We start from the raw sequence: 23197 nt of genomic DNA, 5'->3' as shown, positions 1-23197 counted from the left end.
GGGAGGTCAGCCGATGGCTGCTTCCAGCTCGGAGAGGAACTGCTCCGCCGCCTTCTCAGGCGTCAGACGCCCGAACAGCACCTCGGCGTTGAGACGCTCCGTGATGTCGGCGACGTCGCCCGAGCCGTTCGGCGGCACGGGAGGCGAGTCGACGATCGTCGGCGCGATCTCGGCCATGAAGTCCGCGACCAGGGCGTTCGGGGCGTCCAGCTTGTCGAGGATGCCCTCACGGACCTCCGTGTTCGCCGGCAGGCCACGGTCGGTGAGCATGATCTCGGCCGCCGCGGGGCTGTTCAGGAGGAAGTCGACGAACTTCGCCGAGGCCTGGGGGTACTCGCTCTTGCTGGAGATCGAGTAGAACATGGCCGGCTTGAGGTACATGCCGGTGCGCTCGCCCTCCGACTCACCCGGGAGACGGAGCAGCTGCAGCTCGCGACCCGACGCCTTGCTCAGCGCGCCGAGCTGGTTGCTCCACCAGACGCCCATGGCGCCCGTGTTGGTGCCGAGGAGCGAGCCCTCGGGACCGGCGTCCTGGATCTCCATGGTGCGGGCCGCGTCGGGCTCGCCGCCGCCGGCCTGCAGGTCGAGCGAGACCTGGAAGAAGTCGGTGACGGTCTCCTTCGAGACGCCGACCTTGCCGTCCGCCGTGTAGAGGGACTCGCCGCGCTGACGCGCCATGACGTTGATGCCGGCCTCGTTGAAGCCGTAGTCCTGCGCGCCGTACACGCCCTCGGGCGCCTTGGCCGAGATCTCGTTCGCGATCTCGACGTAGTCGTCCCAGGTCCAGGTCTCGTCGTCGGGGACCTCGACGCCGGCAGCGGCGAAGATCTCCGGGTCGATGACGACGGCGTACGCGTTGACACCGGTGGGGATGCCGAACTGGCCGTCGGCGGTCTGGCCGCCCGCGAGGATCGCCGCGTCGACCTTCGACGTGTCGATCTCCAGCGCGCTCAGGTCGGCGAGCACGCCGCGTGAGGCGTAGTCGGAGATGTAGCGCTCCTCCTGCGTCATCACGTCCGGGGCGTCGCTCGCGGCCACCGAGGTGGCGAGCTTGTCCCAGTAGCCGCTCCAGTCGGTGAAGTCCGGGACCACGGTGATGTCGGGGTTCTCCGCCTCGAAGGCGTCGATGATCTCCTGCGTCGCCGCGTGGCGGGAGTCGGAACCCCACCACGAGAAGCGGATCTCGCAGGGGCACTCCTCGGCGGGGGGCGCCGCCGTGTCCTCGCCGGCGGGGCTGAGCCCGGAGTCGCCCCCGGCGCAGGCTGCCAGGGCGAGGACCGCGACGGTCGCGCCCGCCGTGGCGGCTGCGCGGCGTGCGCGGGTGGTGGTGAATCGCATGATGCTCCTTCAGGTGCGTGACGAAACGTCGTCGTCCGGTCGTGCGGATGAGGTGCGGGGTGCGGGTGGTGCGGGTGGTCGTGCTACTTGATCCCGGTCGTGGCGATGCCCTTGACGAGGTACTTCTGCCCGAACAGGAAGACGAGGAAGACGGGTATCAGGGACACGATCGACATGGCGAACAGCGATCCCCACGACGTCTCTCCGGTGCTGTCCTTGAACGCGGCGAGCGCGACAGGGACGGTGTACATGTCGGGACGCGTGAGGAAGATGAGCTGGCTGAAGAAGTCGTTCCACGTCCAGATGAACGTGAAGATCGCCGTCGTGGCCAGGGCCGGCAGCGCCAGCGGCAGCATGATCCGCCAGTAGATGCGGACGTGTCCGCAGCCGTCGAGGCGCGCCGCCTCGTCCAGCTCCTTGGGGATGCCCCGGAAGAACTGGACCATGAGGAAGATGAAGAACGCGTCCGTGGCGAGCAGCTTCGGCACGATCAGCGGCAGGAACGTGTTGATCCACTGCAACGAGGAGAACAGCACGTACTGCGGCACGATCACCACGTGGATCGGCAGCATGATCGACATCAGCATGATGGCGAACCACAGGTTGCGGCCCCGGAACTCCAGGCGGGCGAACGCGTACGCGGCCATCGAGCAGGCCACGAGGTTGCCGATCACGGAGCCGAGGACCACGAGACCGGAGTTCAGCAGGTAGGTGCTGAACGGGTGCAGCAGCGCGGTCCACCCGTCCGTGTAGTTGCTCATGTCGATCTCGGTCGGGATCAGGCCGGGCTCGCGGAAGATGAGCGCCGACGGCTTGATCGAGCTCGCCAGCATCCACAGCAGCGGGTACAGCATGATCAGGCCGAAGCCGATGAGCAGGGCGTGCCGGAGCAGACCCATGAGGGCGGCGCGGCGCCGGGCGCGGAGCTGCCGGGCGGACGGCGGGGGAAGCTGGCCGGCCGCGTGGGAGATCCGCGCGCCGAGGCGGGTTCCTTCGTCGGGCAGCGTGGGGGCGGTGAGCTCAGTCATCGTAGAAGACCCAGTACTTGGAGGCGACGAAGTTGACGGCGGTCATCCCGCCGATGATCAGGAGCAGGAACCAGGCCATGGCCGACGCGTAACCCATGTCGAGCGAACCGAAGCCCTTGAGGTAGAGGTAGAGGGTGTAGAACATGGTCGAGTCCGCCGGGCCGCCGGTGCCGCCGCTGACGACGTACGCCTGCGTGAACGACTGGAAGCTGCCGATGACCTGGAGCACCAGGTTGAAGAAGACGATCGGCGAGAGCAGCGGCACCGTGATGGTGATGAACTGCCGCACCTTGCTGGCGCCGTCGATCGACGCGGCCTCGTAGTACATCTGCGGGATCTGCCGGAGGCCGGCCAGGAAGATCACCATCGGTGACCCGAACGTCCAGACGTTCAGGACGATCAGCGTGCCGAGGGCGTAGTCCGGGTGCGAGACCCAGCCCTCGCCCTGGATGCCGAACAGCGCGAGGAACTGGTTCAGCAGCCCGTCCGCGCCGAAGACCTGGCGCCACAGGATCGCGACCGCCACGCTGCCGCCGAGCAGCGACGGCAGGTAGTAGATCGACCGGTAGAACGACAGGGCACGCAGGCCCTTGTCCAGGATCAGCGCCAGCGCCAGGGACAGCGCCAGCTGGATCGGCACCGAGACCAGGACGTAGGTGAACGTGACCTGCAGTGCGTTGAGGAACCGTGGGTCCTCGAACATCCGGGTGTAGTTCTCCGGACCGATCCACGTGGGTGGCGTCAGCAGGTCGTAGTCGGTGAATGACAGGTAGAGCGAGGCGGCCATGGGTCCGGCGGTGATCAGCACCAGTCCGGCGAACCATGGGGCCAGGAAAATGATGGCCGCGCGGCCGTCTCCCCGGCGCGTGGCGCCGGTTCGCCCCCGCGTGCGGCGCGCTGGTGCGTCCGCCCGCCTGGGGATGTCGGTGGTGCTCATGTACCGCCCTCTCGGATCGTCGTCGATCCCCGGTTCTCGTCCTCCGTCGCACGGTGTTTTCATAGGTCCGCACGACTGAGAAACCGGTTCCTGCGCAGGAACGTATCACACGAGGAACCGGTTTCCTATGGTGTACGGTCAGCAATGTGAAGCCCGGTGCACGGCGCCCTGTCGCCACGATCGCGGATGTCGCCGCGGCGGCTGGAGTCTCGCGCGCCACGGTGTCGCGAGTCATGAACGGCCGCAGCACGGTCGATCCAGAGATCTCTGCCCGCGTCCGCGAAGCGGCCGCAGGCCTCAGTTATCGGCCCAGCAATGTGGCCCGTAACCTCGCCCTCGGGCGCACCACGACGGTCGCCGTCGTGGTCCCCGACCTCGGCAACCCGGTGTTCCAGCAGATCCTTCGGGGCGTGGCGTCCGCGGCGGCCGAGGACGGCTACCGCGTCCTCGTCGCCGAGACCGTCGAGGACGAGAGCCAGGAGGCGGCCATCGCGCTCGAGGCGCGGCTGCGCTGCGACGCCATCGTGCTGGTCTCCCCGCGCATGCCCGACGAGGAGCTCAGGGCGCTGATCAGCGACGCGGAGCCGTTGGTCCTCGTGAACCGCGAGCTCGGGAAGGCCGGCGGCGGCGCCGTCGCCCCGAGCCTCGTCGTGGACTACGCGGACGCGACGGTCCAGGTGGTCTCGCACCTCGTGTCGCTGGGCCACCGTCGTGTCGCGTATCTCGCCGGGCCGCGCGCGAGCGCCTCCGACGGGCAGCGGCGCACCGGGCTCGCCCAGGCGCAGGAGCTGCACCCGGACCTGTCCCTCGAGGTGCTCCCCGCCGGACCCAACATCGCGGCCGGCCACGCCGTGACCGCGGCGGTGCTCGCGGGCCGCTTCACGGCCGCCGTCGCCTACAACGACCTCGTCGCGTTCGGCCTGCTCGCCGGGCTCAACGAGGCGGGCGTCGCCGTGCCGGGGGACATCTCCGTGGCCGGCTTCGACGACATCGACCTGGCGCGCTACGCCACACCGGCACTGACCACGGCAGCGGTGCCGCAGTCGGACCTGGGGCGGCACGCCTGGCGCGAGCTGCACGCGGTCATCACCGACGGCGCGAACCCCGCGGTCACCGCACGGTTCGCCGCACGGCTCGAGGTCCGCGCCAGCACGGGCCCGCTCCCGCGGCGCCCGGAGAGGGTGCACCTGGCCGACGACGGCCGGGACGCCGACACGACCCCAACCCACACCACAGCGACAGGAGGGCCCGTGGACGACAGTGTCGCCGCTCCGGCGGGATCGGTACCGCAGGAGACAGCACCGAGCGACGGGCGGGCGCGGGCGCGCACCGACGTCCGGGAGAACCCCGTCTGGAGCGCGGACGGCGACACGATGGTGCTCCGGGCCGGGCCCGACGGCGCTCCGCTGGCCCGCCGCGAGCCCGGCGACCGGGTAACCCGCATCCACGCCCCTCGTCCTTACCTGCACCCGGTCCACACGCTGGCCGGCGTGCCGCTCACGGACGCGGGCCCGGTGGACCACCGGCACCACTACGGCGTGGGCATCGCCGTCCCCGACGTGAACGGCACCAGCTACTGGGGCGGCCGCACGTTCGTCCGGGATGTGGGCCCCACCCTGCTGGAGAACCACGGCACCCAGGTGGCGACCGGCCTGCGCGTCGCGCCCGACGACGCCGGGACCCTCCTCGAGGACGTGCTCTGGAGCGACGAGCACGGCGCTCCGCAGCTCACCGAGGAGCGGCGCCTGAGCGGGTCGCGCCTGGTGGGCGTGCTCCCGTCCGACGTGTGGGTCCTCGGCTGGCACAGCACCTTGCACGCCTCGCACGGCCCGCTCGAGTTCCGCTCCCCCGCGACGAACGGCCGCCCGGGCGCCGGCTACGGCGGCCTGTTCTGGCGGCTGCCCGCCGCCGAGCGCACCCGCGTGCTGAGCGCCGGGGGCGAGGGCGAGTCGGCCGCGCACGGGAGCTCGTCGCCGTGGGTGGCGTTCACGCAGCAGCACTCGGCGGGCCCGTCCACGCTCGTCCTGGTCCAGCCGGGCACGGCCCGCCCGTGGTTCCTCCGCTCCGCGGAGTACCCCGGCGCCTGCCCGGCGCTCGCCTGGGACAGCCCGCTGGTGGTCCCGGACGGCGGCAGCGTGCAGGTCAGCCTGGTCGCCGCCCTGGTCGACGCCGAGCTCACCCTCGACGAGGCCGCCTCCGTCGCGGAGGCCCTCCGATGAGCCTTCCGGCCAAGGTGGCCGTGGTGGGTATCCACGGCCACGGCGCCTCTCACGTGCGGGCCGTCGCCGAGCTCGACGCGAAGGGCACGGCCCGGCTGAGCGCCGTCGTCGACCCGCGGGAGCCCGCGCCCGACGAGTCGGACGCCCCCTGGTTCCCCACGCTGGGCGACCTGCTGTCCAGCCCGGACGAGAGCGTGCGGCCCGACGTCGTCGTGCTCGCCACCCCCATCCACACGCACCTCCCGCTCGCGCGCGTCGCGATGGAGGCCGGCGTGGACGTGCTGCTCGAGAAGCCCACGGCCGCGTCGCTCGTCGAGCACGCCGAGCTGGTCGCCGTCGCGGAGCGGACCGGCAGGCGGTGCCAGGTCGGCTTCCAGACGTTCGGCTCGCACGCCGTCGCCGCTGCCGCCGACCTGGTCGCGCGGGGCGAGATCGGCGACGTCCTCGGCGTGGGCGCGGTCGGCACCTGGGTGCGGACCGCCGGCTACTGGGGTCGGGCGCCCTGGGCGGGCCGGCGTCGGCTCGACGGCCGCGCCGTCGTGGACGGCGTGGTGACCAACCCGCTCGCCCACGCCGTGGCGACCGCCCTCCGCATCGGCGGCGCCCGGACCGCCGAGGACGTGTCCTACGTGGACGTGGACCTCTGGCGCGCCAACCCGATCGAGGCCGACGACACCTCGGCGGTGCGGGTGGTGGGCACGGACGGCACGCGGTACGGGTTCGGCCTCACCCTGTGCGCCTCCGAGCGGACCCCCGCGAAGATCCTGGTGCTCGGCACGGACGGCGAGCTGGAGCTCGAGTACGAGCACGACATCGTCCGGCTCCGCACCCCACGGGTCACGGCCGAGAAGTCGTACGTACGCACGCCGCTCCTCGACGACCTCCTCGCCGCACGGCAGGACCCGGCGCGCCGGCTGCTGTGCGACGTGGGCGAGACCGGCGCCTTCATGCGCGTCCTCGACGCGGTACGGACGGCGTCGGAGCCGACGGCGATCGATCCGTCCTGCGTGGAGTGGTTCGGCGAGGGCGACGACCGCAGGCCTGTGGTGCGGGACGTGGCCGCCTGGTGCGAGCGCGTCGCGCGGGAGCAGCGCACGTTCACGGAGCTGGGCGCACCCTGGACGAGCTGACCCGACCGACGCGGGGGACAGTGATCCCGTGAGCGCCGTCCTCCTCGCCCTCGGGTCGATGGGGGCGGTGGTCGCCCTCGGCTGGTTCACCCAGGCCCGGCGGTTGCTCCCCGCCCAGGCGCGCGAGGTCCTCGCGGCGGTGTCGTTCACGCTCGCGGCGCCGTGCCTCCTGTTCGTCACACTGGCCCGGACCGACCTCGCGACGGTGGTCTCCCGCCCCGCCCTGGTGACCTGGGGCACGACGGCGGCGCTCGCCCTGGTCGTCGCGGTCCTCGCCCGGGCGGCGGTGCGGCTCCCGTGGCGGCCCGCGATCATGACCACGCTCGCCGGGTCGTACGTCAACGCCGGCAACATCGGCATCCCGCTCGCGGTGTACCTGTTCGGCGACGCCCTCGCCGTGGTGCCGACGCTGCTGTTCCAGCTCCTCGTGCTCGCGCCGGTCGCCTTCGCGGCCCTCGACCGGGCGGCGGGGCAGGCGGCGCTCGACCCGGCGGCGGGCCCGACTCCTGAGTCAGCGGCGGGTCCCGCGACCGGCCCCGGCCGCCCGCGCCGCCCGCGCGGCGGAGTGCTCCTCGTCGCCCTGCGGAACCCGGTGACGCTCGGCACGCTCGCCGGGGTGGTCGCGTCCCTGCTCGGGTGGGCCGTGGGCCACCGTCTCCCCGAGGCGGTCCTCGCGCCGTTCGACCTGCTCGGGGCCGCGGCACCGCCCCTCGCCCTGCTGACGTTCGGCATGACGCTCGCCCTGCCCCGGCCGGGGACTGACGCCGCGGGGGCTTCGTCGTCGGGCGCGGGGGTTCTGGCCGCTGCCGCGCTCGACGCCGACGGGGTCCCAGCCACCCGCGAACGCTGGGTGGTGCTGCTCGTGGTGCTGGCCCGGAACGTGCTGCACCCGCTGCTGGCGTGGGTGGTGGGCCGCGCGGTCGGGCTCGACGGGGGAGCGCTGGCGGTGGTCGTCACGATGGCGGCTCTGCCGACGGCGCAGAACGTCGTCGTCTACGCGACGCGGTACCGCTGCTTCGAGGGCCCGGTGAGCCGCGCCTGCCTCGCCACGACGGCGGTCTGCGTCCCGGTGCTCGTGATCATCGGCGCCCTCCTCCCCGCCTGAGGAGCCCGGACGGCCGAGGGTCCGGTGCCCGAGGTCTCGGCGACCTCGGGTACCGGACCCGGACCTCAGAGAGAGACCCCGAGACCCAGGTCGTCGAGCGCGACCGGGTCGCCCGTCGCGAGCGAGCGGTTGCCCGCGTAGCCCACCGCCGACGCCCGCACGCCGTCGAGGTAGCCGGCCGCCCGGCCGAGGGGGTCGTCGTCGGGCGCGCCTGTGAAGACGTCGCGCAGCAGGAAGGCGTCGCCGCCACCGTGCCCGCCGATGCCCTCCGCGATGGGCCACTCGCGCGCCCGCTCCCAGTGGCGCTGCACGACCAGCCGCTCGCCGAACGGCCGCGGGTCGTTCTCCCAGGCCTCGGGAGTGGCGCTCGGGTCGATCACCGCGGTGCCGGACTCGCCGAAGGCGACGGAACCGCGCTCCACGACCTCCAGCTCGGCGCGGCCGCGCGTCCCGGTCACCACCACGCGGTAGCCCTCGAACGGCGCGTGGGCCACGAGGGAGTACGTGAGCACTGCGCCCTTCTCGTACTCCACGACCAGCGACAGGGTGTCCTCGAGCTCGATGTCCGGGTCGAAGACGGAGCGGTCGCGGCGATAGCCGTCGACTGCCTGGGCCTCCGGCCCGTAGAGCTCGCTGAGGTAGGGGTTCTTGTCGAGGTCGAGCGCCCACGGGTCGACGCCCTGAGCCTGCAGCGCCTGCTCCGTCTCGTTGGGCTCGTACGTGGCGTGGGCGGCGTCGTCGCCGTAGAACCGGCGTCCGCCCGCCGCGAAGACGCGGCGCGGTGCCAGGCCCGTCCACCAGTTCACGAGGTCGAAGTGGTGGCTCGACTTGTGCACCAGGAGGCCACCGCTCACGTCCTTCTCGCGGTGCCAGCGGCGGAAGTAGTCGGCGCCGTGCACGGTGTCGAGCGCCCAGTCGAAGTGGACGGCGACGACGTCGCCGATCTCACCGCTGCGGATCACCTCGCGCAGCGCGGCGTTCCGCGGGGAGTACCGGTAGTTGAACGTCATGGTGACGTCCTTGCCGGTCTCCTGGACGGCGTCCACGATGAGCCGGGCCTGCTCGGCGGTGGCGGCGATGGGCTTCTCCACCACGACGTCGGCGCCGGCGCGCAGGGCGCGGCAGACCAGGTCGGCGTGGGTGCGGTCGGGCGAGGTGACGATGACGCGGTCGACGCGCTCGTTCTCGATCGCCTTCTCGAGGTCGTCGGGGCCGTACACCGGGCGGGTCCCGCCCACGGCGGCCGCGACGCGCGCCTCGTGCACCGCCGCGCGGACGGGGTTGGGCTCGACCCACGCGACGATCTCGCCGTCGGCTGCGTGGGCGTCGAGCAGGGCGCCCACGTACATCCCGGCACGGTGCCCCGTGCCGATCACGGCGTAGCGGCGGCGTCCCGTGGTGGTCGCAGCGTCGGTCATGTCCCGGTACTCCTTCGTCGTCGTCGACCCGGCGGACGCAGAGCGGCCGCGCCACGACCTTACACACGCGGACCGGTCCTCGGGAAGCGCTTCCCGGCTCAGCCGGGAAACCGCTTTCAGCGCTCCGGCGTCAGGACCACCTGGCCGGCCCATGCGAAGCCGCCGCCGAACCCGAACAGCAGGGCGGGCACGCCTGCGGGGATCTTGCCGGCGTGCCACCACTTCGACAGCCCCATCGGGATACTGGCTGCCGACGTGTTCCCCGACTCCACGATGTCCGTCACCACGATGCGGTCGTCCATCCCCAGCGACTTGGCCAGCGGCTCGATGATCCGCAGGTTCGCCTGGTGCGCGACCAGCACCTCCACGTCGTCGAGCGTGAGCCCCGACGCCGCCACCACGGAGCGCGCCCGCTCCGCCGCCCGGGTGATGGCCCACTTGAAGACCGACCGGCCGTCCTGCTGGAACGTCATCAGCGGCTCCTCGATCCGGACGGCGGGCGTCAGCTCCGGCTCGGTCCCCCACACCACCGGCCCCACCGCAGGCACGTCCGACGCCCTCAGCACCGCCGCCCCGGCGCCGTCCGCCGTGAGGATGCACGTGGAACGGTCGGTCCAGTCGGTGAACGCGGTGAGCTTCTCCGCGCCGATCACCAGCGCCGTCCGCGAGGTGCCGGTGCGGATCGCCTGGTCTGCGAGCCCCATCGCGTGCGCGAACCCGGAGCACGCCACGTTCAGGTCGAGCGCCGCCGGGCCGACGACGTCGCGCAGGTCGAGCGGGACCGCCTCCTCCGGCGTCGACTCGCCCGGCTGGTACCCGGTGCGCAGCGCGTAGGCCACACGGCCCGCGGTGTTGGGCGAGCGGTCCGCGTTCGTGGCTGTCGCCACGATGACGAGGTCGACGTCGTCGGCCGTCACCCCCGCGTCGTCCAGCGCGTGCCGGGCCGCGGCCGTCGCCAGGTCGGCGACCGTGACGTCGTCGGCCGCGACATGGCGGGTGATGATGCCGGTCCGCGACCGGATCCACTCGTCGTTGGTCTCCACCAGCCCGGCGATGTCGTCGTTGGTGAGGACCTTCTCCGGCTGGTGGTGCCCCAGCCCGATGATGCGGGAGCCGGCGGCACCGGCGGGGAGCGAGAGTGCGGTGGCCATGGGCCCAAAGTACGCGATAACGGTGGGCCTACCCCAGAGCTGTCGCCCCCTCTGGCGACTCCGCCCCCGCCTCCGCTCCGAGCCGGCCGGGGTCCACGGGTCCCACCACGAGCGTCCCGTTCGCCGGGGCCCGTACGGCCGCCTCCGCCAGGATCTCCCGCAGCTCCGACTCGTAGCGCGTCCCCAGCGGCACCACCTGCCCCTGATACGTCCAGGAGAGCAGGTGCGCCGCCGCGAACCGTCGCGAGCACAGCGAGCACGACAGGGGGCGCATCGGCCGCCGGAACCGGGTGACCCGGTGCCCCGCCGTGCACACCCCGGCCCACGGGCCGTCGATAGCCGGCGCCTTCGCGTCCACGCACCGCCGTCCCGACGACCCGATCCGGCGCGCGGCCGCCCGCCACGTGCCGTCGTGCCCGTGCCGCGGGCCCACGAGCGCGTGCGCGATCTCGTGCAGCACGGTCTCCCGCACGTCCGCCTCGTCGTACAGCCGGGCGAGCGGAGCCGAGAGGCTGATCCGCCGCCGGCCGTGGTCGCAGAGCCCGGCACGGCGCATCGCGTCGTCGAACCCGAAGGTCCAGCCCTTCAGCCCGTGCTGGTCCATCAGTTCTCGCGCCGTCCGCGAGACCCGCGCCAGGTCCATGAGTGCCCCCTGTGGTGGTGCCGTCTGTACTCCCAGCAACCTACAGACCGCCGCCGACAAGCGTGCGCGGTCATCCACAGGCCTGTGCATCAACAGTGCCGAGACAGTGCGTTCGTCCGCCCCCTGCGCAGGTCACCCTGCGCGGGACCGGACGAACGCACTGTCTCGGCACGCGTCTCCCCGCCCGCAGAGGGAGGGGATCAGTCGACGTCACCCCGCCAGGCGCCGGTCTCGGTGCCGCGGGACTCGATGAACTCCTTGAACCGGTCGAGGTCGCCGGCGACGCGACGGTCGTCGACGTTGAGCGCGCTCCCGGCCTTCTCGACGAAGCCCTCGGGCTCCCACTCCAGCTGCACGGTGACGCGCGACTCGGCGTCGGACAGCTTGTGGAACGTCACGACGCCGGCCTGCGTCGGTCCGGTGAGGCTCCGCCAGGCGACCCGCTCGTCCGGGTGCTGCTCGGTGATCTCGGCGTCGAACTCCCGCTCGACACCCCCGATCTTCGTCTTCCAGTGGAGGTTCGTCGGGCCGAGCTGGTGCACCTCCTCGACCCCCTCCATGAAGCGGGGGAACTCCTCGAACTGCGTCCACTGGTTGTACGCGGTGCGGACGGGGACGTCGACGTCGATGGACTTGGTGACGCTCGCCATGACCTGCTCCTCTCGTGCGTCCGGTCGGTCCACCTCACCGTCTCCCGACCCCGGCGCACTCGCAGCCCGTCACGTCCCGTCGAGGCCCGTCTCGCGGTAGAAGCCCTGGATGTGCTCGCGGACCAGCTTCTCCGCGGTGTCGGCGTCGCCGGACCCGATCGCGTCGAGGATGGTGCGGTGCTCGGCGGACAGGCGCGCCGCCGTCGTGCCCCAGGTGGGAAGGCGCTCCGCGCCCGCGGTGACGTACGACCCGACCGCCGACCGCATCCCCGTCATGATCGCCTCGACAAGCTGGTTCCCGGCCATGCGGGCGAGCTGCAGGTGGAAGTCCTGGTCGCGCTCGATGAACTCCGCGACCGACAGGCCCGGGTCGTCCATCGCGCCCAGCAGCCGCCACGCCTCGTCGAGGTACTGGTGCTCGGCGGCGGGAACGGGCGGCTCCGTCGCGTCGGGGGCGCCTATCCGCGTGGCCGCCTCGCGCGCCGCCCATGACTCGAGGAGGGTGCGCGTCGCGACGACGTCGGACACCGCGAGCGTGCCCGAGGCGACGTGCAGGCGGACGGCCGCACCGAGGCCCGCCGCGGGGCGGTCGATCACCGTGGCGCCCGAGGTGGGGCCGGAGCCGACGGCCGTGCGGACGATGCCCATCGCCTCGAGGATCCGGATGGCCTCGCGGACCGACGGCCGCGAGACGCCGAGCTGCTCGGCCAGCGCCCGCTCGCCGGGCAGCCGCTCGCCAAGGCCCCACTTGCCGGACCGGAGGTCAGCCTCGATCTGCGCGAGGACGCGCTCGTGAGTACGCACCCGCCGATCCTACCTGTGGTCGGTCCACATGGGCTACAGTTGGCGCGTGCGTGGTCCGGCCACACAGAGTCGTGCGTCGCTCGCGCCCGTCCCCGAGGAAGGAGACCCCATGCGGATCGCCCTCGCCGCGACCTGCATCGCCGACGCGATGTTCCCGCAGGCACCCGCCGCGACCGTCACTCTGCTCGAACGGCTGGGGCACGAGGTCGTGTTCCCCGCCGGCCAGGCGTGCTGCGGGCAGATGCACGTCAACACCGGCTATGCCCGCGAGGCCGTCCCGGTCATCCGGAACCACGTCGAGACGTTCGCCCCCGTGCTCGACGGGGAGTGGGACGCGATCGTCGTGCCGTCCGGTTCGTGCACCGGCTCCATCCGGCACCAGCAGGCGTCCGTCTGCCGCCGGGCCGGGTTCGACGAGCTGGCCGGGACCGCGGCCGCCGTCGCCGAGCACACCTACGAGCTGTCCGAGCTGCTGGTCGACGTCCTCGGGGTCACCGACGTGGGCGCCTGGTTCCCCCACCGCGTGACCTACCACCCCACCTGCCACTCGCTGCGGATGCTGCGCGTGGGCGACCGGCCGATGCGCCTGCTGCGCGCCGTCGCCGACCTGGACCTCGCCGAGCTCGGTGGCGCCGAGGGCTGCTGCGGGTTCGGCGGCACGTTCGCCGTGAAGAACGCGCCCACCTCCGCCGCGATGCTCGACGACAAGGTCGCCAGCATCCGCGCCACCCAGGCCGAGGTGGTCACCGCGGGCGACTGGTCCTGCCTCATGCACATCGGCGGCGGCCTCTCCCGCCAGGGCACGGGCATACGCCCGATGCACCTCGCGGAGATCCTCGCCTCCACGCGGGAGGCGCCGGTCGCGTTGCCCGACGTCGTCGGGGCCGCCTCGGGCGGCCGCGTCACCTCAGACCCGGCCCGCCCGGGGCGTCACGCCGCACCGGAGGACGCACGATGAGCCGCACGTTCCTCGGCATCCCCGGCCTGCGCCGCCCGGGCGACCACGCGCCCGGGCGGCACGCTGCGCCCGGCGGCACAGCGGGGGCACCGCCCCACGACGAGCCGTTCGGACCCGTGCCGCACCCGGCCGAGCCGCTGCGCTGGGGGCCGTCGTTCCCGGACGCCGCCAAGGAGACCCTGAAGAACGCGCAGATGCGCCGCAACCTCGCGCACGCGACGTCGACGATCCGGGCCAAGCGGGCCCGCGTCGTGGACGAGGTGACCGACTGGGAGGCGCTGCGCGACGCCGGCTCCGCGCTCAAGGAGCGGGTCATGGACGACCTGCCCGAGCTGCTCGAAGAGCTGGAGCGCAACGTCACCACGCGCGGCGGCGTGGTGCACTGGGCGCGCGACGCGGCCGAGGCGAACCGGATCGTCGCCGGCATCGTCAAGGCCAAGGGCGCCGACGAGGTGGTCAAGGTCAAGTCCATGGCCACGCAGGAGATCGGGCTCAACGAGGCGCTGGCCGAGGAGGGCATCGCGGCGGTCGAGACGGACCTGGCGGAGCTGATCGTGCAGCTCGCGGACGACATGCCGTCACACATCCTCGTGCCCGCGATCCACCGCAACCGCTCCGAGATCCGCGACATCTTCCTCGCCCGGATGGGCGACGCGCCCGCGGACCTGTCCGACGTGCCGCGCGAGCTCGCTATGGCGGCCCGGGCGCACCTGCGGCGCAAGTTTCTCTCGGCGAAGGTGGCCGTCTCCGGGGCGAACTTCGCGGTGGCGTCCACCGGGACGCTCGCCGTGGTGGAGTCCGAGGGCAACGGGCGGATGTGCCTCACGCTGCCCGAGACGCTCGTGACGGTGATGGGCATCGAGAAGCTCGTGCCGTCGTACGAGGACCTCGAGGTCTTCCTGCAGCTGCTGCCGCGGTCGTCCACGGGGGAGCGGATGAACCCGTACACCTCCCTGTGGACGGGCGTGACGCCGGGCGACGGGCCGCAGGAGTTCCACCTCGTGCTCCTCGACAACGGGCGTACGTCCGTGCTGGCCGACGAGGTGGGGCGCGCCGCGCTCCACTGCATCCGCTGCTCCGCGTGCCTCAACGTGTGCCCCGTGTACGAGCGGGTGGGCGGGCACGCCTACGGGTCCGTGTACCCCGGGCCGATCGGGGCGATCCTCACGCCGCAGCTGACGGCGTCGTCGGGCGGGGTCTCCGGGCAGCTGAACGGACATGGCGACCCGAACTCTGCACTGCCCTACGCCTCGACGCTGTGCGGGGCGTGCTACGACGTGTGCCCGGTGAAGATCGACATCCCGTCGATCCTCGTCGACCTGCGGACGCGGGAGGTCGACGCCGACCGGTCCCGGGTCACCCTGTGGGGCGCGGCCATGAAGGCGGCGTCGTTCGCGATGGCCGACGGGAAGCGGTTCGCGCTCGCCGAGAAGCCGCTGCGCGCCGGGCGGGTGCTCGCGCGGGACGGGGTCATCGGGCGGCTGCCCTACCCCGCGTCGGCGTGGACGGACTCGCGCGACCTGCCCGTGCCGCCGAAGCAGACGTTCCGTCAGTGGTGGGCGGAGCGGGACGCCCCGGCTGCCCCGGTTGCCCAGGAGGAGGAGGAGAAGTGAGCGACGCACGCAGCGAGGTGCTGTCCCGGGTCCGGGCGGCGCTGGGCCGTCCGGACCCTGAGGCCACCGATCACGTGGCGGCCGCCAAGGAGGTGTCGCGGGGGTACCGCGCCGCCGGGGAGCACGCGCCCGGGTCGGCCGAGGCACTCGAGATCCTCGTCGACCGGCTCGTCGACTACAAGGCGCACGTGGTGCAGGTCCCCGCCGACGGGATCGCCGCGGCGGTCGCGGCGGCGCTGGGTGACCACGTCAGCTCGATCGTGGTCCCGCCGGGGCTCGACCCGGCCTGGCTGGCCGGGCTCGACGGCGTGGACGTGCGCACGGACTCTCCGGAGGCCCCGCTCACAGCCGCCGAGCTCGACCTGCTGGGCGCCGTCGTCACGGCGGCCCGGGTCGTGATCGCCGAGACGGGCACGATCGTGCTCGACGCCGGGCCGGACCAGGGCCGCCGGGCGATCTCACTGGTCCCGGACGTGCACGTCTGCGTGGTCCGCGCCGAGCAGGTGGTGCAGACCGTCCCGGAGGCCGTCCGCCTGCTCGGCGCCCACCCGGAGCGACCGCAGACGTGGATCTCCGGCCCGAGCGCCACGAGCGACATCGAGCTCGACCGGGTCGAGGGCGTCCACGGCCCGCGGACGCTGCACGTGGTCCTGGCAACCTGACCGACGCGACCGACGTCACCCTCCGCGGGTTCGCCCTCCCCGCGATCCGGCCCGACAATTGGTCCCCGTGACCCTTGCCGCCCCCGAGCCCGAGCCTCTCTTCGACGTCCCGCCGGGCGCCCGCCGCCCGCTGGCGCGGATCGTCCTGCTGACGGGCCCCTCGGGCTCGGGGAAGACGTCGCTGGGACGGCGGGTCGGCGCGCCCGTGGTGCAGCTCGACGACTTCTACTTCGACATCGACCACCCCGGGCTCCCGCAGCGGTACGGCAGCGTCGACTGGGACAGCCCGGCAACCTGGGACTCGGTCGCGGCCATGGAGGCGCTGCGCTCGGTCGTCACGACGGGGCGGTCCGAGGTGCCCGTCTACGACATCCCGACCTCGCGCCGCACCGGCACCACGGTGGTCGAGACGCAGGGGTGCCCGGTCGTGATCGCCGAGGGCATCTTCGCCGCCGAGCTGGTGGCCGTCTGCCGCGAGGAGGGGATCCTCGCGGACGCGATCTGCCTGCAGCAGCCCCGGCTGGTCAGCTTCTGGTACCGGTTCCTCCGGGACGTTGCCGAAGCACGCAAACCGTTGGGTACGCTTCTCCGGCGTGGTCTGGGTCTGCTCCGCGCGGAACCCCGTCTCATCGAACGCTGGGTCTCCTTGGGGTGCCGCACAACCTCTCCCGCCCAGGCACAGAGAGATATTGCCGAACTGATGGGCAAAATCTCCTCCAGCACGTAATCTGCACGTAACCGAAATGCCATGTACTCCACATGAGCAGGAAGAACCATGTGGAACTGGAGGTGGTTGCTGTGATCCAGCGCAACGGATTGCGTGTGCTCTCTCTGTACGAGGGCTTTTTCAGTGGTGGCGCCCGTGCGCTGCACACGACGGTGGTCGCAGGGCTGCACCAGGCCGGCCGCCAGCAGCACTCGGTGCTGAGCATCCACACCGAGATGCGACGCGAGGCCACCCTCCAGCGCATGGCGGACGACCCCAGGTACCGCGCCCTGCGCGCCGCCGGCGTGCGCGTCACCTCGCTGGGGCGCAGCACCGAGGCGGGCCTGGACCCGCGCGAGTTCACCGACGCGGAGCTGGCGGCGGCCTCGCGGAACGCGCTGAGCGCGCACGTCATCCTGTCGCTCAAGGAACAGCCCCTGCGGCTCGTGAACCAGCCCGGCTTCCCCGAGCGGCCGGTGGTCGCGTGCCTGCACCGGTCCGACCCCGAGCACCAGGGACAGGCGCTCGGTGACCTGCTCACCGCCGCCGACGCCGGGCGCCTGACCGCCGTGGTCGCCTGCGCGGAGTCCACACGGGACGCCTACCGCGCCGCCGGGGTGCCCGCGCACCTCCTGCGCGTGGTGCCCAACGGGATCAACCTGGCGCGGTTCCGGCCGGCGTCGGGCGCGCGGCGCCTCGCCCTGCGGGGTGCGATGGACCTGCCGGCCGACGCCACCGTCGTCGCCTACGCCGCGCGGTTCGACGCGATGAAGAACCCCGAGCTGTTCCTCCGGTCGGCGCGGGTGTTCCTCGAGCTGGAGCCCGCGGGGCGGGCGCTGATGTGCGGGGCGGGCATGAGCACGTCGAACCCCGATCTCGTGACCGCGCTCGACACCATCTTCGGCGACCGGCCCGACCTGCTCGACCGGCTGCACCCGCTGGGCGTAAGGCACGACATGGAGCTGGTGTACGCCGTCTCCGACGTGGTGGCGCTGACGTCGGCGTTCGGGGAGGCGGCGCCCCTCTGCCTCATCGAGGGCGCCATGTGCGGCGCGGTTCCCGTGACGACGCCGGTGGGCGACTCCGCGTCGATCGTGGACCGCATCGGCTTCGTCACGGGCTACGAACCGCACGAGATCGCCGCGACGTGGATCGAGGCGGCGGCGCGGCGGACCGAGCTCGAGTCGGCCCGGACGGCCGCCCGGCCACGGTTCAGCCACGTCCGGATGCTGGCCGGCTACGCGAGCGTGATCGAGCGCGCGTACCGGGACACGGGCATCCGGATGGCCCGCGTCTGACTCCCTCCCACACGAGGGGGCCGCGGGGAGGCAGGATATGCCCATGTCCACCGACGGCCCCGTCACACTCAGCCAGGTCGCGCGCGAGGCGGGCGTGTCTCTCGCCACCGCCTCGCGCGCGATCAACGGCAGCGCCACCCGCACCGTCCGCTCCGACCTGCGCGACCGCGTCCTCGAGGCGGCCCGCCGACTCGACTACTCCCCCGACCCCAGCGCCCAGGCCATGGCCCGCGGCCGCACGGCGTCCCTCGGCCTCGTGGTCCACGACATCGCCGACCCCTACTTCTCCACCATCGCCGCCGGCGTCGCCGCAGCCGCCGAGCGCGAAGGCCTCATCGTCACCCTCGCCTCGACCGGCCTCCAGCCGGAGCGCGAGCTCGCCTTCGTCGAGCTCGTGCACCGCCAGCGATCCCGGGCGGTCATCCTCGCGGGAGGACGCTTCCTCTCCGACGACGCCCCGGTCACCCTGGGCGAGGAAGGCGCCGAGGGCGAGGCCGCCCCGGCCGCCCCTACCGCCGACGCCCTGGCGCGCGCCCTCGAGACCTTCCGCCGGTCCGGGGGCGGCGTCGCGGTAGTAGGCCAGCCGGTCGCGGACCTGCCGGTCGTCGAGATCGCCAACGCCGACGGCGCGGCCGAGCTCGCCCGCACGCTGCACGGGCTCGGTTACCGGCAGTTCGCCGTGCTGACCGGCCCGCCCACGCACCGCACCGCCCTGGACCGGGCGGGCGGATTCGTGGAGGCGCTGGCGGAGCTGGGCTGCGAGGTCCCCGCCGAAAACCTGGTGGGCTGCGCGTTCAGCCGTGACGGCGGGTACTCGGCGATGTCCGCACTGCTGGCACGGACCGGCCCCCGCCTGGAGCTGGTGTTCGCGGTCGCGGACGTCATGGCGGTGGGCGCGATGGCCGCGGTCCGGGACGCCGGCTTGAGCGTGCCCGACGACGTCGCGGTCGCCGGCTTCGACGACATCCACACGCTGCGGGACGTGACGCCCGCGCTGACGACCGTGCGGATCCCGCTCGAGCAGGTCGGAGAGCTGGCGACCCGCCTCGCGCTCGGCCTGGACGAGGACGCGAGCCACGTACCGGTCCGCGGCGAGGTCGTGGTCCGGGAGAGCACCCCGCCCAGGTAGTCACCTCGTCGGACGAAGCCACTACCTCGGCAGAGACGCAGACGTTGACCCGGGCGCCACCCGTCACCTACGCTTGGAAAGCGCATTCCCGCGCAGCGACCACAAGGGAGTCCCCCGATGACCACACGCACCCTGCGCATCGCCATGAACGGCGTCACCGGCCGCATGGGCTACCGCCAGCACCTGGTGCGCTCGATCCTGCCCATCCGCGAGCAGGGCGGCGTCACCCTGGCCGACGGCACCAGGATCCAGGTCGAGCCCGTCCTGATCGGCCGTAACGAGGAGAAGATCCGCGAGCTCGCGGCGAAGCACGACGTCGAGCACTGGACCACGGACCTCGACGCCGCCATCGCCGACGACAGCATCGACATCGTCTTCGACGCCTCCATGACGTCGCTGCGCGCCGCCACCCTCTCCAAGGCCATGAAGGCCGGGAAGCACGTCTACACCGAGAAGCCGACCGCGGAGACGCTCGACGAGGCCATCGCCCTCGCCCGCCTCCGTGAGGAGACCGGCGTGACCGCGGGCGTCGTGCACGACAAGCTCTACCTCCCCGGCCTCGTGAAGCTCCGCCGCCTCGTGGACGAGGGCTTCTTCGGCCGCATCCTGTCGCTGCGCGGCGAGTTCGGCTACTGGGTGTTCGAGGGCGAGACCCAGGCCGCCCAGCGCCCCTCCTGGAACTACCGCAAGGAGGACGGCGGTGGCATGACCACCGACATGTTCTGCCACTGGAACTACGTCCTCGAGGGGATCCTCGGCCCGGTCCGCACGGTCACGGCCCGCACGATCACGCACATCCCCACCCGCTGGGACGAGTCGGGCAAGGAGTACGACGCCACCGCCGACGACGCCGCCTACGGCATCTTCGACGTCGAGACCCCGGGCGGCGACCCCGTCGTGGCCCAGATCAACTCCTCGTGGGCCGTGCGCGTCTACCGCGACGAGCTGGTCGAGTTCCAGATCGACGGCACCCACGGCTCCGCTGTGGCCGGCCTGCGCAAGTGCGTGGCCCAGCAGCGCGCCCACACCCCCAAGCCCGTGTGGAACCCGGACCTCCCCGTCACCGAGCCGTTCCGCGACCAGTGGCTCGAGGTCCCCGCGAACGCCGACCTCGACAACGGGTTCAAGCTGCAGTGGGAGGAGTTCCTGCGCGACGTCGTCGCCGGTCGCCCCCACCGCTTCGACCTCCTCTCCGCCGCCCGCGGCGTGCAGCTCGCGGAGCTCGGCCTCCAGTCGTCGGCCGAGGGCCGCCGCCTCGACGTCCCGGAGATCGCGCTGTGAGCGCGGCGACCACGGGCGACGCCCCCGTGCTCGAGGCGAGCGGCGTGTCGGTGACGCTCCCCGCCTTCGGCGCTGAGACGACGTCGGGCACCCTGGCCCTGCGCGCTCCCGGCCCGTGGACGACGCCGGAGGGCCCGCTGGTCTCCCGCGTCGCCTTCGCCGCGGCGCACGTGGTGCCGCGGGCCGGTGCCGAGAACGTACCGGGCGCGCCCGCGGACGTGGACTGGGACGCGACGCTCGCGTACCGGCACCGGATCTGGTCGTACGGTCTGGGCGTCGCCGACGCCATGGACACCGCGCAGCGGGGCATGGGCCTCGACTGGTCGGCCACGCAGGAGCTGGTGCGCCGGTCGGCGGCCGAGGCCGCCACGGTGGGCGCGCGCATCGCGTGCGGCGCCGGCACGGACCAGCTCGACCCCGCCGCCCTGGAGCCGGGCGAGGCCGGGCTGCAGGCCGTCACGGACGCGTACCGCGAGCAAGTAAACGTTGTCCAGGAGTCGGGCGCACAGGTCATCGTCATGGCCTCCCGGGCGCTGGCCAAGGTGGCCCGTGGTCCCGAGGACTACGCCCGCGTGTACGACGCGGTGCTCGCCGAGGCCGACCAGCCCGTGGTCCTGCACTGGCTGGGGACCATGTTCGACCCGGCGCTCGAGGGCTACTGGGGCTCGGCGTCCGTGGACACGGCCACCGGTGTGTTCCTCGACCTCATCACGGCCCACCAGGACCGGGTCGACGGCGTCAAGGTGTCGCTGCTCGACGCGTCGCACGAGATCGGCCTGCGCCGCTCGCTCGCCGCGCTGCCCGGCTCGCCCGTGCGCCTGTACACCGGCGACGACTTCAACTACCCGGAGCTCATCGCGGGCGACGAGCAGGGCCACTCGGACGCGCTGCTCGGCATCTTCGCGGCGATCTACCCGGCGGCCTCCACGGCGCTGCAGGCCTTCGACGCCGGCGACGCCGGGCGGGGCCACGCGATCCTCGCGTCCACCGAGGCGCTGGGCCGGCACATCTTCGCCGCGCCCACGTACTACTACAAGACAGGCGTCGCGTTCCTGTCCTGGCTCAACGGCTTCCAGCCCGCCTTCTCGATGGTGGGCGGTCTGCAGGCGGGCCGGTCGGTGCCGCACCTGGTCGAGCTGTTCCGGCTCGCGGACGGCTGCGGGATGCTGCTCGACCCCGAGCTCGCGGCGCGTCGCCTCGCGGCCTTCCTCGCGGTCAACGGCTTCGACGCGGAGGTGACCCTGTGACTGGACGATCGAACCGCGCGTCGCTCAACACCGCGACCGTCAAGCACGCCACGCTGGACGAGGCCGTCGAGGCGGCCGCCACCGCGGGCTTCGGGGCCGTGGGCGCCTGGCGCGACCGCGTCCAGGAGGTCGGTGCCGCCAAGGCCGGGCGGATCATCGCGGAGGCGGGCCTGCGGGCGTCGTCGCTGTGCCGCGGTGGCTTCCTGACCGCGGCGGACCCGGCCGGGGTCGCCGCGGCGCTCGACGACAACCGCCGGGCCATCGAGGAGACCGCCGCCATCGGGGCGAGCGAGCTCGTGTTCGTGGTGGGCGGGCTGCCCGCGATGTCGGCGCCCGGGGCAGGTCCGCGGGCGGACGCCACCGCAGCCGACCGCGACCTCGTGGCCACGCGCGCCCGCGTCGCCGACCGCATCGCCGACCTGGTGCCGTTCGCCCAGGAGCACGGGGTGCGCATCGTCCTCGAGGCGCTGCACCCCATCTTCGCCGCCGACCGGGCCGTGATCTCCACGCTCGGGCAGGCGCTCGACCTGGCGGCGCCGTTCCCGGCGGCGGCGGTGGGCGTCGTCGTCGACACCTACCACGTGTGGTGGGACCCGGCGCTGGAGTCGTCGATCCAGCGGGCGGGCGCCGAGGGCCGGATCGCCTCGTACCAGGTGTGCGACTGGATCCTGCCGCTCGCCGCGGACCCGCTGCTCTCCCGCGGCCACGTGGGCGACGGCTACGTCGACTTCGCCACGATCACCCGCTGGGTGGCCGCGGCCGGGTACACGGGCGACATCGAGACGGAGATCTTCAACGAGGAGATCTGGGCCGCGCCCGCGGCCGACACCGCGGCGACGGTGCTCGCCCGGTACGAGGAGCACGTGGCGCCGCACCTGTAGGCGCACCGCGCCCGCTCCGCCCCGCGCCCGCTCCGCCCCCGCCCGCGCCGCCCCGCGTCCGCCGAGACGGTGCCTTCGTCCGAAGGCACCGTCACGACCGGGTGACAATCGCCACGCGGCCGCTCGTTCAGCGGCGGAAATCGGGGTCCCAGGGTAAAGTCGGGGGCTGTGACCCGGGGCCGGTGCCGACCGGCCCCGTCCAGACAGGACCCGGGGAGGAGCACACGGTGGGCCAGCACGGCGACGTCCGAGTCGAGGACGAGGACAGCCTCTGGGTGATGGCGGGCGAGATCGACGCCGCCGTCCAGGCCAGGTACGAGGAGCTGCTCGTCGACGCCGCGGCCAGAGCCGACCGCCGCCTGGTCATCGACCTCTCGGCGGTGACGTTCATGGACTCCGGTGGCCTGCGCCTGCTCTACCACGCCGCCGAGCAGAGCTCCGAGCCCCCGCTGCTGCGCGGGGTCACCGACCGCATCGTGGACCTGCTGGAGCTGTCGGGCGTCGCCGGGCTGTTCGCGATCGATCTCGCGGAACCGGCAACGTGACGGACGCCAGCGACGTGACGGACAGCAGCACCATGACTCTCATGGAGGCCGCCCCGCCCACGACCATGGCCGAGGTCCACTCCTGGACCCTCGGCTCCGTGGACGACCTCACCCAGATGCGGAACGGGCTCGAGACCTGGCTGGCCCGGGTCCCGGACGAGGACGCGGAGCACGGGGTCGACGCCCACCGCGTCGTCCTCGTCGCCAGCGAGCTCGCCACCAACGCGCTCCGCCACGGGAGCCCGCCGGTGCGGGTCCGCCTCCTGTCCGACGGCCGGGCCGCGACGGTGGACGTCGTCGACCACCGGCCGGAGACTCCTCCCGTCCTCGCGGCGGGGCGCCGACCGGGCGCGGGGGGGTTCGGCCTCCAGCTCGCCCGTCGCGCCGCGCGCGACATCGGATGGTTCCGCGCCGGGAACGGCGAGAAGCACGTCTGGGCGCGCTTCGCCTGACC

The 23197-nt window shown here is 73.0% G+C and carries 22 protein-coding genes; 14 read left to right on the top strand and 8 right to left on the bottom strand.

Annotation, left to right across the window (positions count from 1 at the left end; genetic code table 11):
• Positions 1-6 precede the first annotated feature (6 nt).
• The 3 genes from D1350_RS01840 to D1350_RS01830 form a co-directional block, all read right to left on the bottom strand.
• A complete protein-coding gene (locus tag D1350_RS01840) occupies positions 7-1338 on the bottom strand; it encodes an ABC transporter substrate-binding protein (protein WP_125773259.1) in 1332 nt (443 codons plus the stop codon).
• Positions 1339-1421: 83 nt separating this feature from the next.
• A complete protein-coding gene (locus D1350_RS01835) occupies positions 1422-2366 on the bottom strand; it encodes a carbohydrate ABC transporter permease (protein WP_125773257.1) in 945 nt (314 codons plus the stop codon).
• Positions 2359-3303, bottom strand: a complete 945-nt coding sequence (locus D1350_RS01830; protein ID WP_125773255.1) for a carbohydrate ABC transporter permease — start codon at positions 3301-3303, stop codon at positions 2359-2361. Before D1350_RS01830 ends, D1350_RS01835 begins: the two co-directional genes overlap by 8 nt.
• A 146-nt stretch (positions 3304-3449) precedes the next feature.
• Here D1350_RS01830 and D1350_RS01825 point away from each other — a divergent pair, with 146 nt between their 5' ends.
• From D1350_RS01825 to D1350_RS01815, 3 genes are read left to right on the top strand one after another with little or no spacing between them, the layout of a single operon-like run.
• Positions 3450-5522 (top strand): DUF6807 family protein, encoded by a 2073-nt coding sequence (locus D1350_RS01825; protein ID WP_240643819.1) that lies wholly within the window; start codon positions 3450-3452, stop codon positions 5520-5522.
• Positions 5519-6652 (top strand): Gfo/Idh/MocA family protein, encoded by a 1134-nt coding sequence (locus tag D1350_RS01820; protein ID WP_125773251.1) that lies wholly within the window; start codon positions 5519-5521, stop codon positions 6650-6652. The genes D1350_RS01825 and D1350_RS01820 overlap by 4 nt, the downstream gene beginning before the upstream one ends.
• Positions 6653-6680: 28 nt before the next feature.
• Entirely contained in the window at positions 6681-7757 is a 1077-nt protein-coding gene (locus tag D1350_RS01815) for an AEC family transporter (protein WP_125773249.1), read from the top strand.
• Between the two features lie 65 nt (positions 7758-7822).
• On the opposite strand, the gene D1350_RS01810 is transcribed toward D1350_RS01815, so the two are convergent.
• From D1350_RS01810 to D1350_RS01790, 5 genes are all read right to left on the bottom strand, one after another.
• The gene (locus D1350_RS01810; RefSeq protein WP_125773247.1) at positions 7823-9175 is read right to left on the bottom strand and encodes a Gfo/Idh/MocA family protein; all 1353 of its coding nucleotides are present in this window, start codon (positions 9173-9175) and stop codon (positions 7823-7825) included.
• A 116-nt stretch (positions 9176-9291) separates the two neighbouring features.
• Positions 9292-10326, bottom strand: a complete 1035-nt coding sequence (locus tag D1350_RS01805) for a beta-ketoacyl-ACP synthase III (RefSeq protein WP_125773245.1) — start codon at positions 10324-10326, stop codon at positions 9292-9294.
• A gap of 28 nt (positions 10327-10354) precedes the next feature.
• Positions 10355-10969 carry a SprT-like domain-containing protein gene (locus D1350_RS01800; RefSeq protein WP_170180904.1) on the bottom strand — a complete coding sequence of 205 codons (615 nt, stop codon included), beginning with the start codon at positions 10967-10969 and terminating at the stop codon, positions 10355-10357.
• A 200-nt stretch (positions 10970-11169) separates the two neighbouring features.
• Entirely contained in the window at positions 11170-11619 is a 450-nt protein-coding gene (locus tag D1350_RS01795) for an SRPBCC family protein (protein ID WP_125773243.1), read from the bottom strand.
• A gap of 69 nt (positions 11620-11688) precedes the next feature.
• Positions 11689-12423, bottom strand: coding sequence for a FadR/GntR family transcriptional regulator (locus D1350_RS01790; RefSeq protein WP_125773241.1), 735 nt, complete (start codon positions 12421-12423; stop codon positions 11689-11691).
• Between the two features lie 109 nt (positions 12424-12532).
• On the opposite strand from D1350_RS01790, the gene D1350_RS01785 reads away from it, so the two are divergent.
• The 11 genes from D1350_RS01785 to D1350_RS01735 all read left to right on the top strand — a co-directional run bounded on the left by D1350_RS01785 (position 12533) and on the right by D1350_RS01735 (position 23195).
• Positions 12533-13381, top strand: a complete 849-nt coding sequence (locus D1350_RS01785) for a (Fe-S)-binding protein (RefSeq protein WP_125773239.1) — start codon at positions 12533-12535, stop codon at positions 13379-13381.
• Positions 13378-14994, top strand: coding sequence for a LutB/LldF family L-lactate oxidation iron-sulfur protein (locus tag D1350_RS01780; RefSeq protein WP_125773237.1), 1617 nt, complete (start codon positions 13378-13380; stop codon positions 14992-14994). Before D1350_RS01785 ends, D1350_RS01780 begins: the two co-directional genes overlap by 4 nt.
• Positions 14991-15656 carry a LutC/YkgG family protein gene (locus tag D1350_RS01775; RefSeq protein ID WP_125773235.1) on the top strand — a complete coding sequence of 222 codons (666 nt, stop codon included), beginning with the start codon at positions 14991-14993 and terminating at the stop codon, positions 15654-15656. Before D1350_RS01780 ends, D1350_RS01775 begins: the two co-directional genes overlap by 4 nt.
• 67 nt (positions 15657-15723) lie before the next feature.
• Positions 15724-16383 (top strand): uridine kinase family protein, encoded by a 660-nt coding sequence (locus tag D1350_RS01770; protein ID WP_240643818.1) that lies wholly within the window; start codon positions 15724-15726, stop codon positions 16381-16383.
• 71 nt (positions 16384-16454) lie between these two features.
• Positions 16455-17660, top strand: coding sequence for a glycosyltransferase (locus tag D1350_RS01765; RefSeq protein ID WP_240643817.1), 1206 nt, complete (start codon positions 16455-16457; stop codon positions 17658-17660).
• A 43-nt stretch (positions 17661-17703) separates the two neighbouring features.
• A complete protein-coding gene (locus tag D1350_RS01760) occupies positions 17704-18789 on the top strand; it encodes a LacI family DNA-binding transcriptional regulator (protein WP_206074386.1) in 1086 nt (361 codons plus the stop codon).
• A 117-nt stretch (positions 18790-18906) separates the two neighbouring features.
• Positions 18907-20070 (top strand): Gfo/Idh/MocA family protein, encoded by a 1164-nt coding sequence (locus D1350_RS01755; protein WP_125773228.1) that lies wholly within the window; start codon positions 18907-18909, stop codon positions 20068-20070.
• 50 nt (positions 20071-20120) lie between these two features.
• Positions 20121-21317, top strand: a complete 1197-nt coding sequence (locus D1350_RS01750) for a dihydrodipicolinate synthase family protein (protein ID WP_164545008.1) — start codon at positions 20121-20123, stop codon at positions 21315-21317.
• Positions 21314-22198: a sugar phosphate isomerase/epimerase family protein gene (locus D1350_RS01745; protein WP_125773224.1), complete on the top strand. Its 885-nt coding sequence runs from the start codon at positions 21314-21316 to the stop codon at positions 22196-22198. The genes D1350_RS01750 and D1350_RS01745 overlap by 4 nt, the downstream gene beginning before the upstream one ends.
• A gap of 227 nt (positions 22199-22425) precedes the next feature.
• Entirely contained in the window at positions 22426-22743 is a 318-nt protein-coding gene (locus D1350_RS01740; RefSeq protein WP_240643816.1) for an STAS domain-containing protein, read from the top strand.
• The gene (locus D1350_RS01735) at positions 22740-23195 is read left to right on the top strand and encodes an ATP-binding protein (protein ID WP_206074385.1); all 456 of its coding nucleotides are present in this window, start codon (positions 22740-22742) and stop codon (positions 23193-23195) included. The genes D1350_RS01740 and D1350_RS01735 overlap by 4 nt, the downstream gene beginning before the upstream one ends.
• Positions 23196-23197: the final 2 nt, after the last annotated feature.

The sequence above is a fragment of the Antribacter gilvus genome (assembly GCF_003946865.1).
In the GTDB taxonomy this organism is placed as follows: domain Bacteria; phylum Actinomycetota; class Actinomycetes; order Actinomycetales; family Cellulomonadaceae; genus Antribacter; species Antribacter gilvus.
The sequence above is the reverse complement of the archived record's forward strand: the minus strand, read 5'-3'. Positions and strand labels throughout refer to the sequence as shown.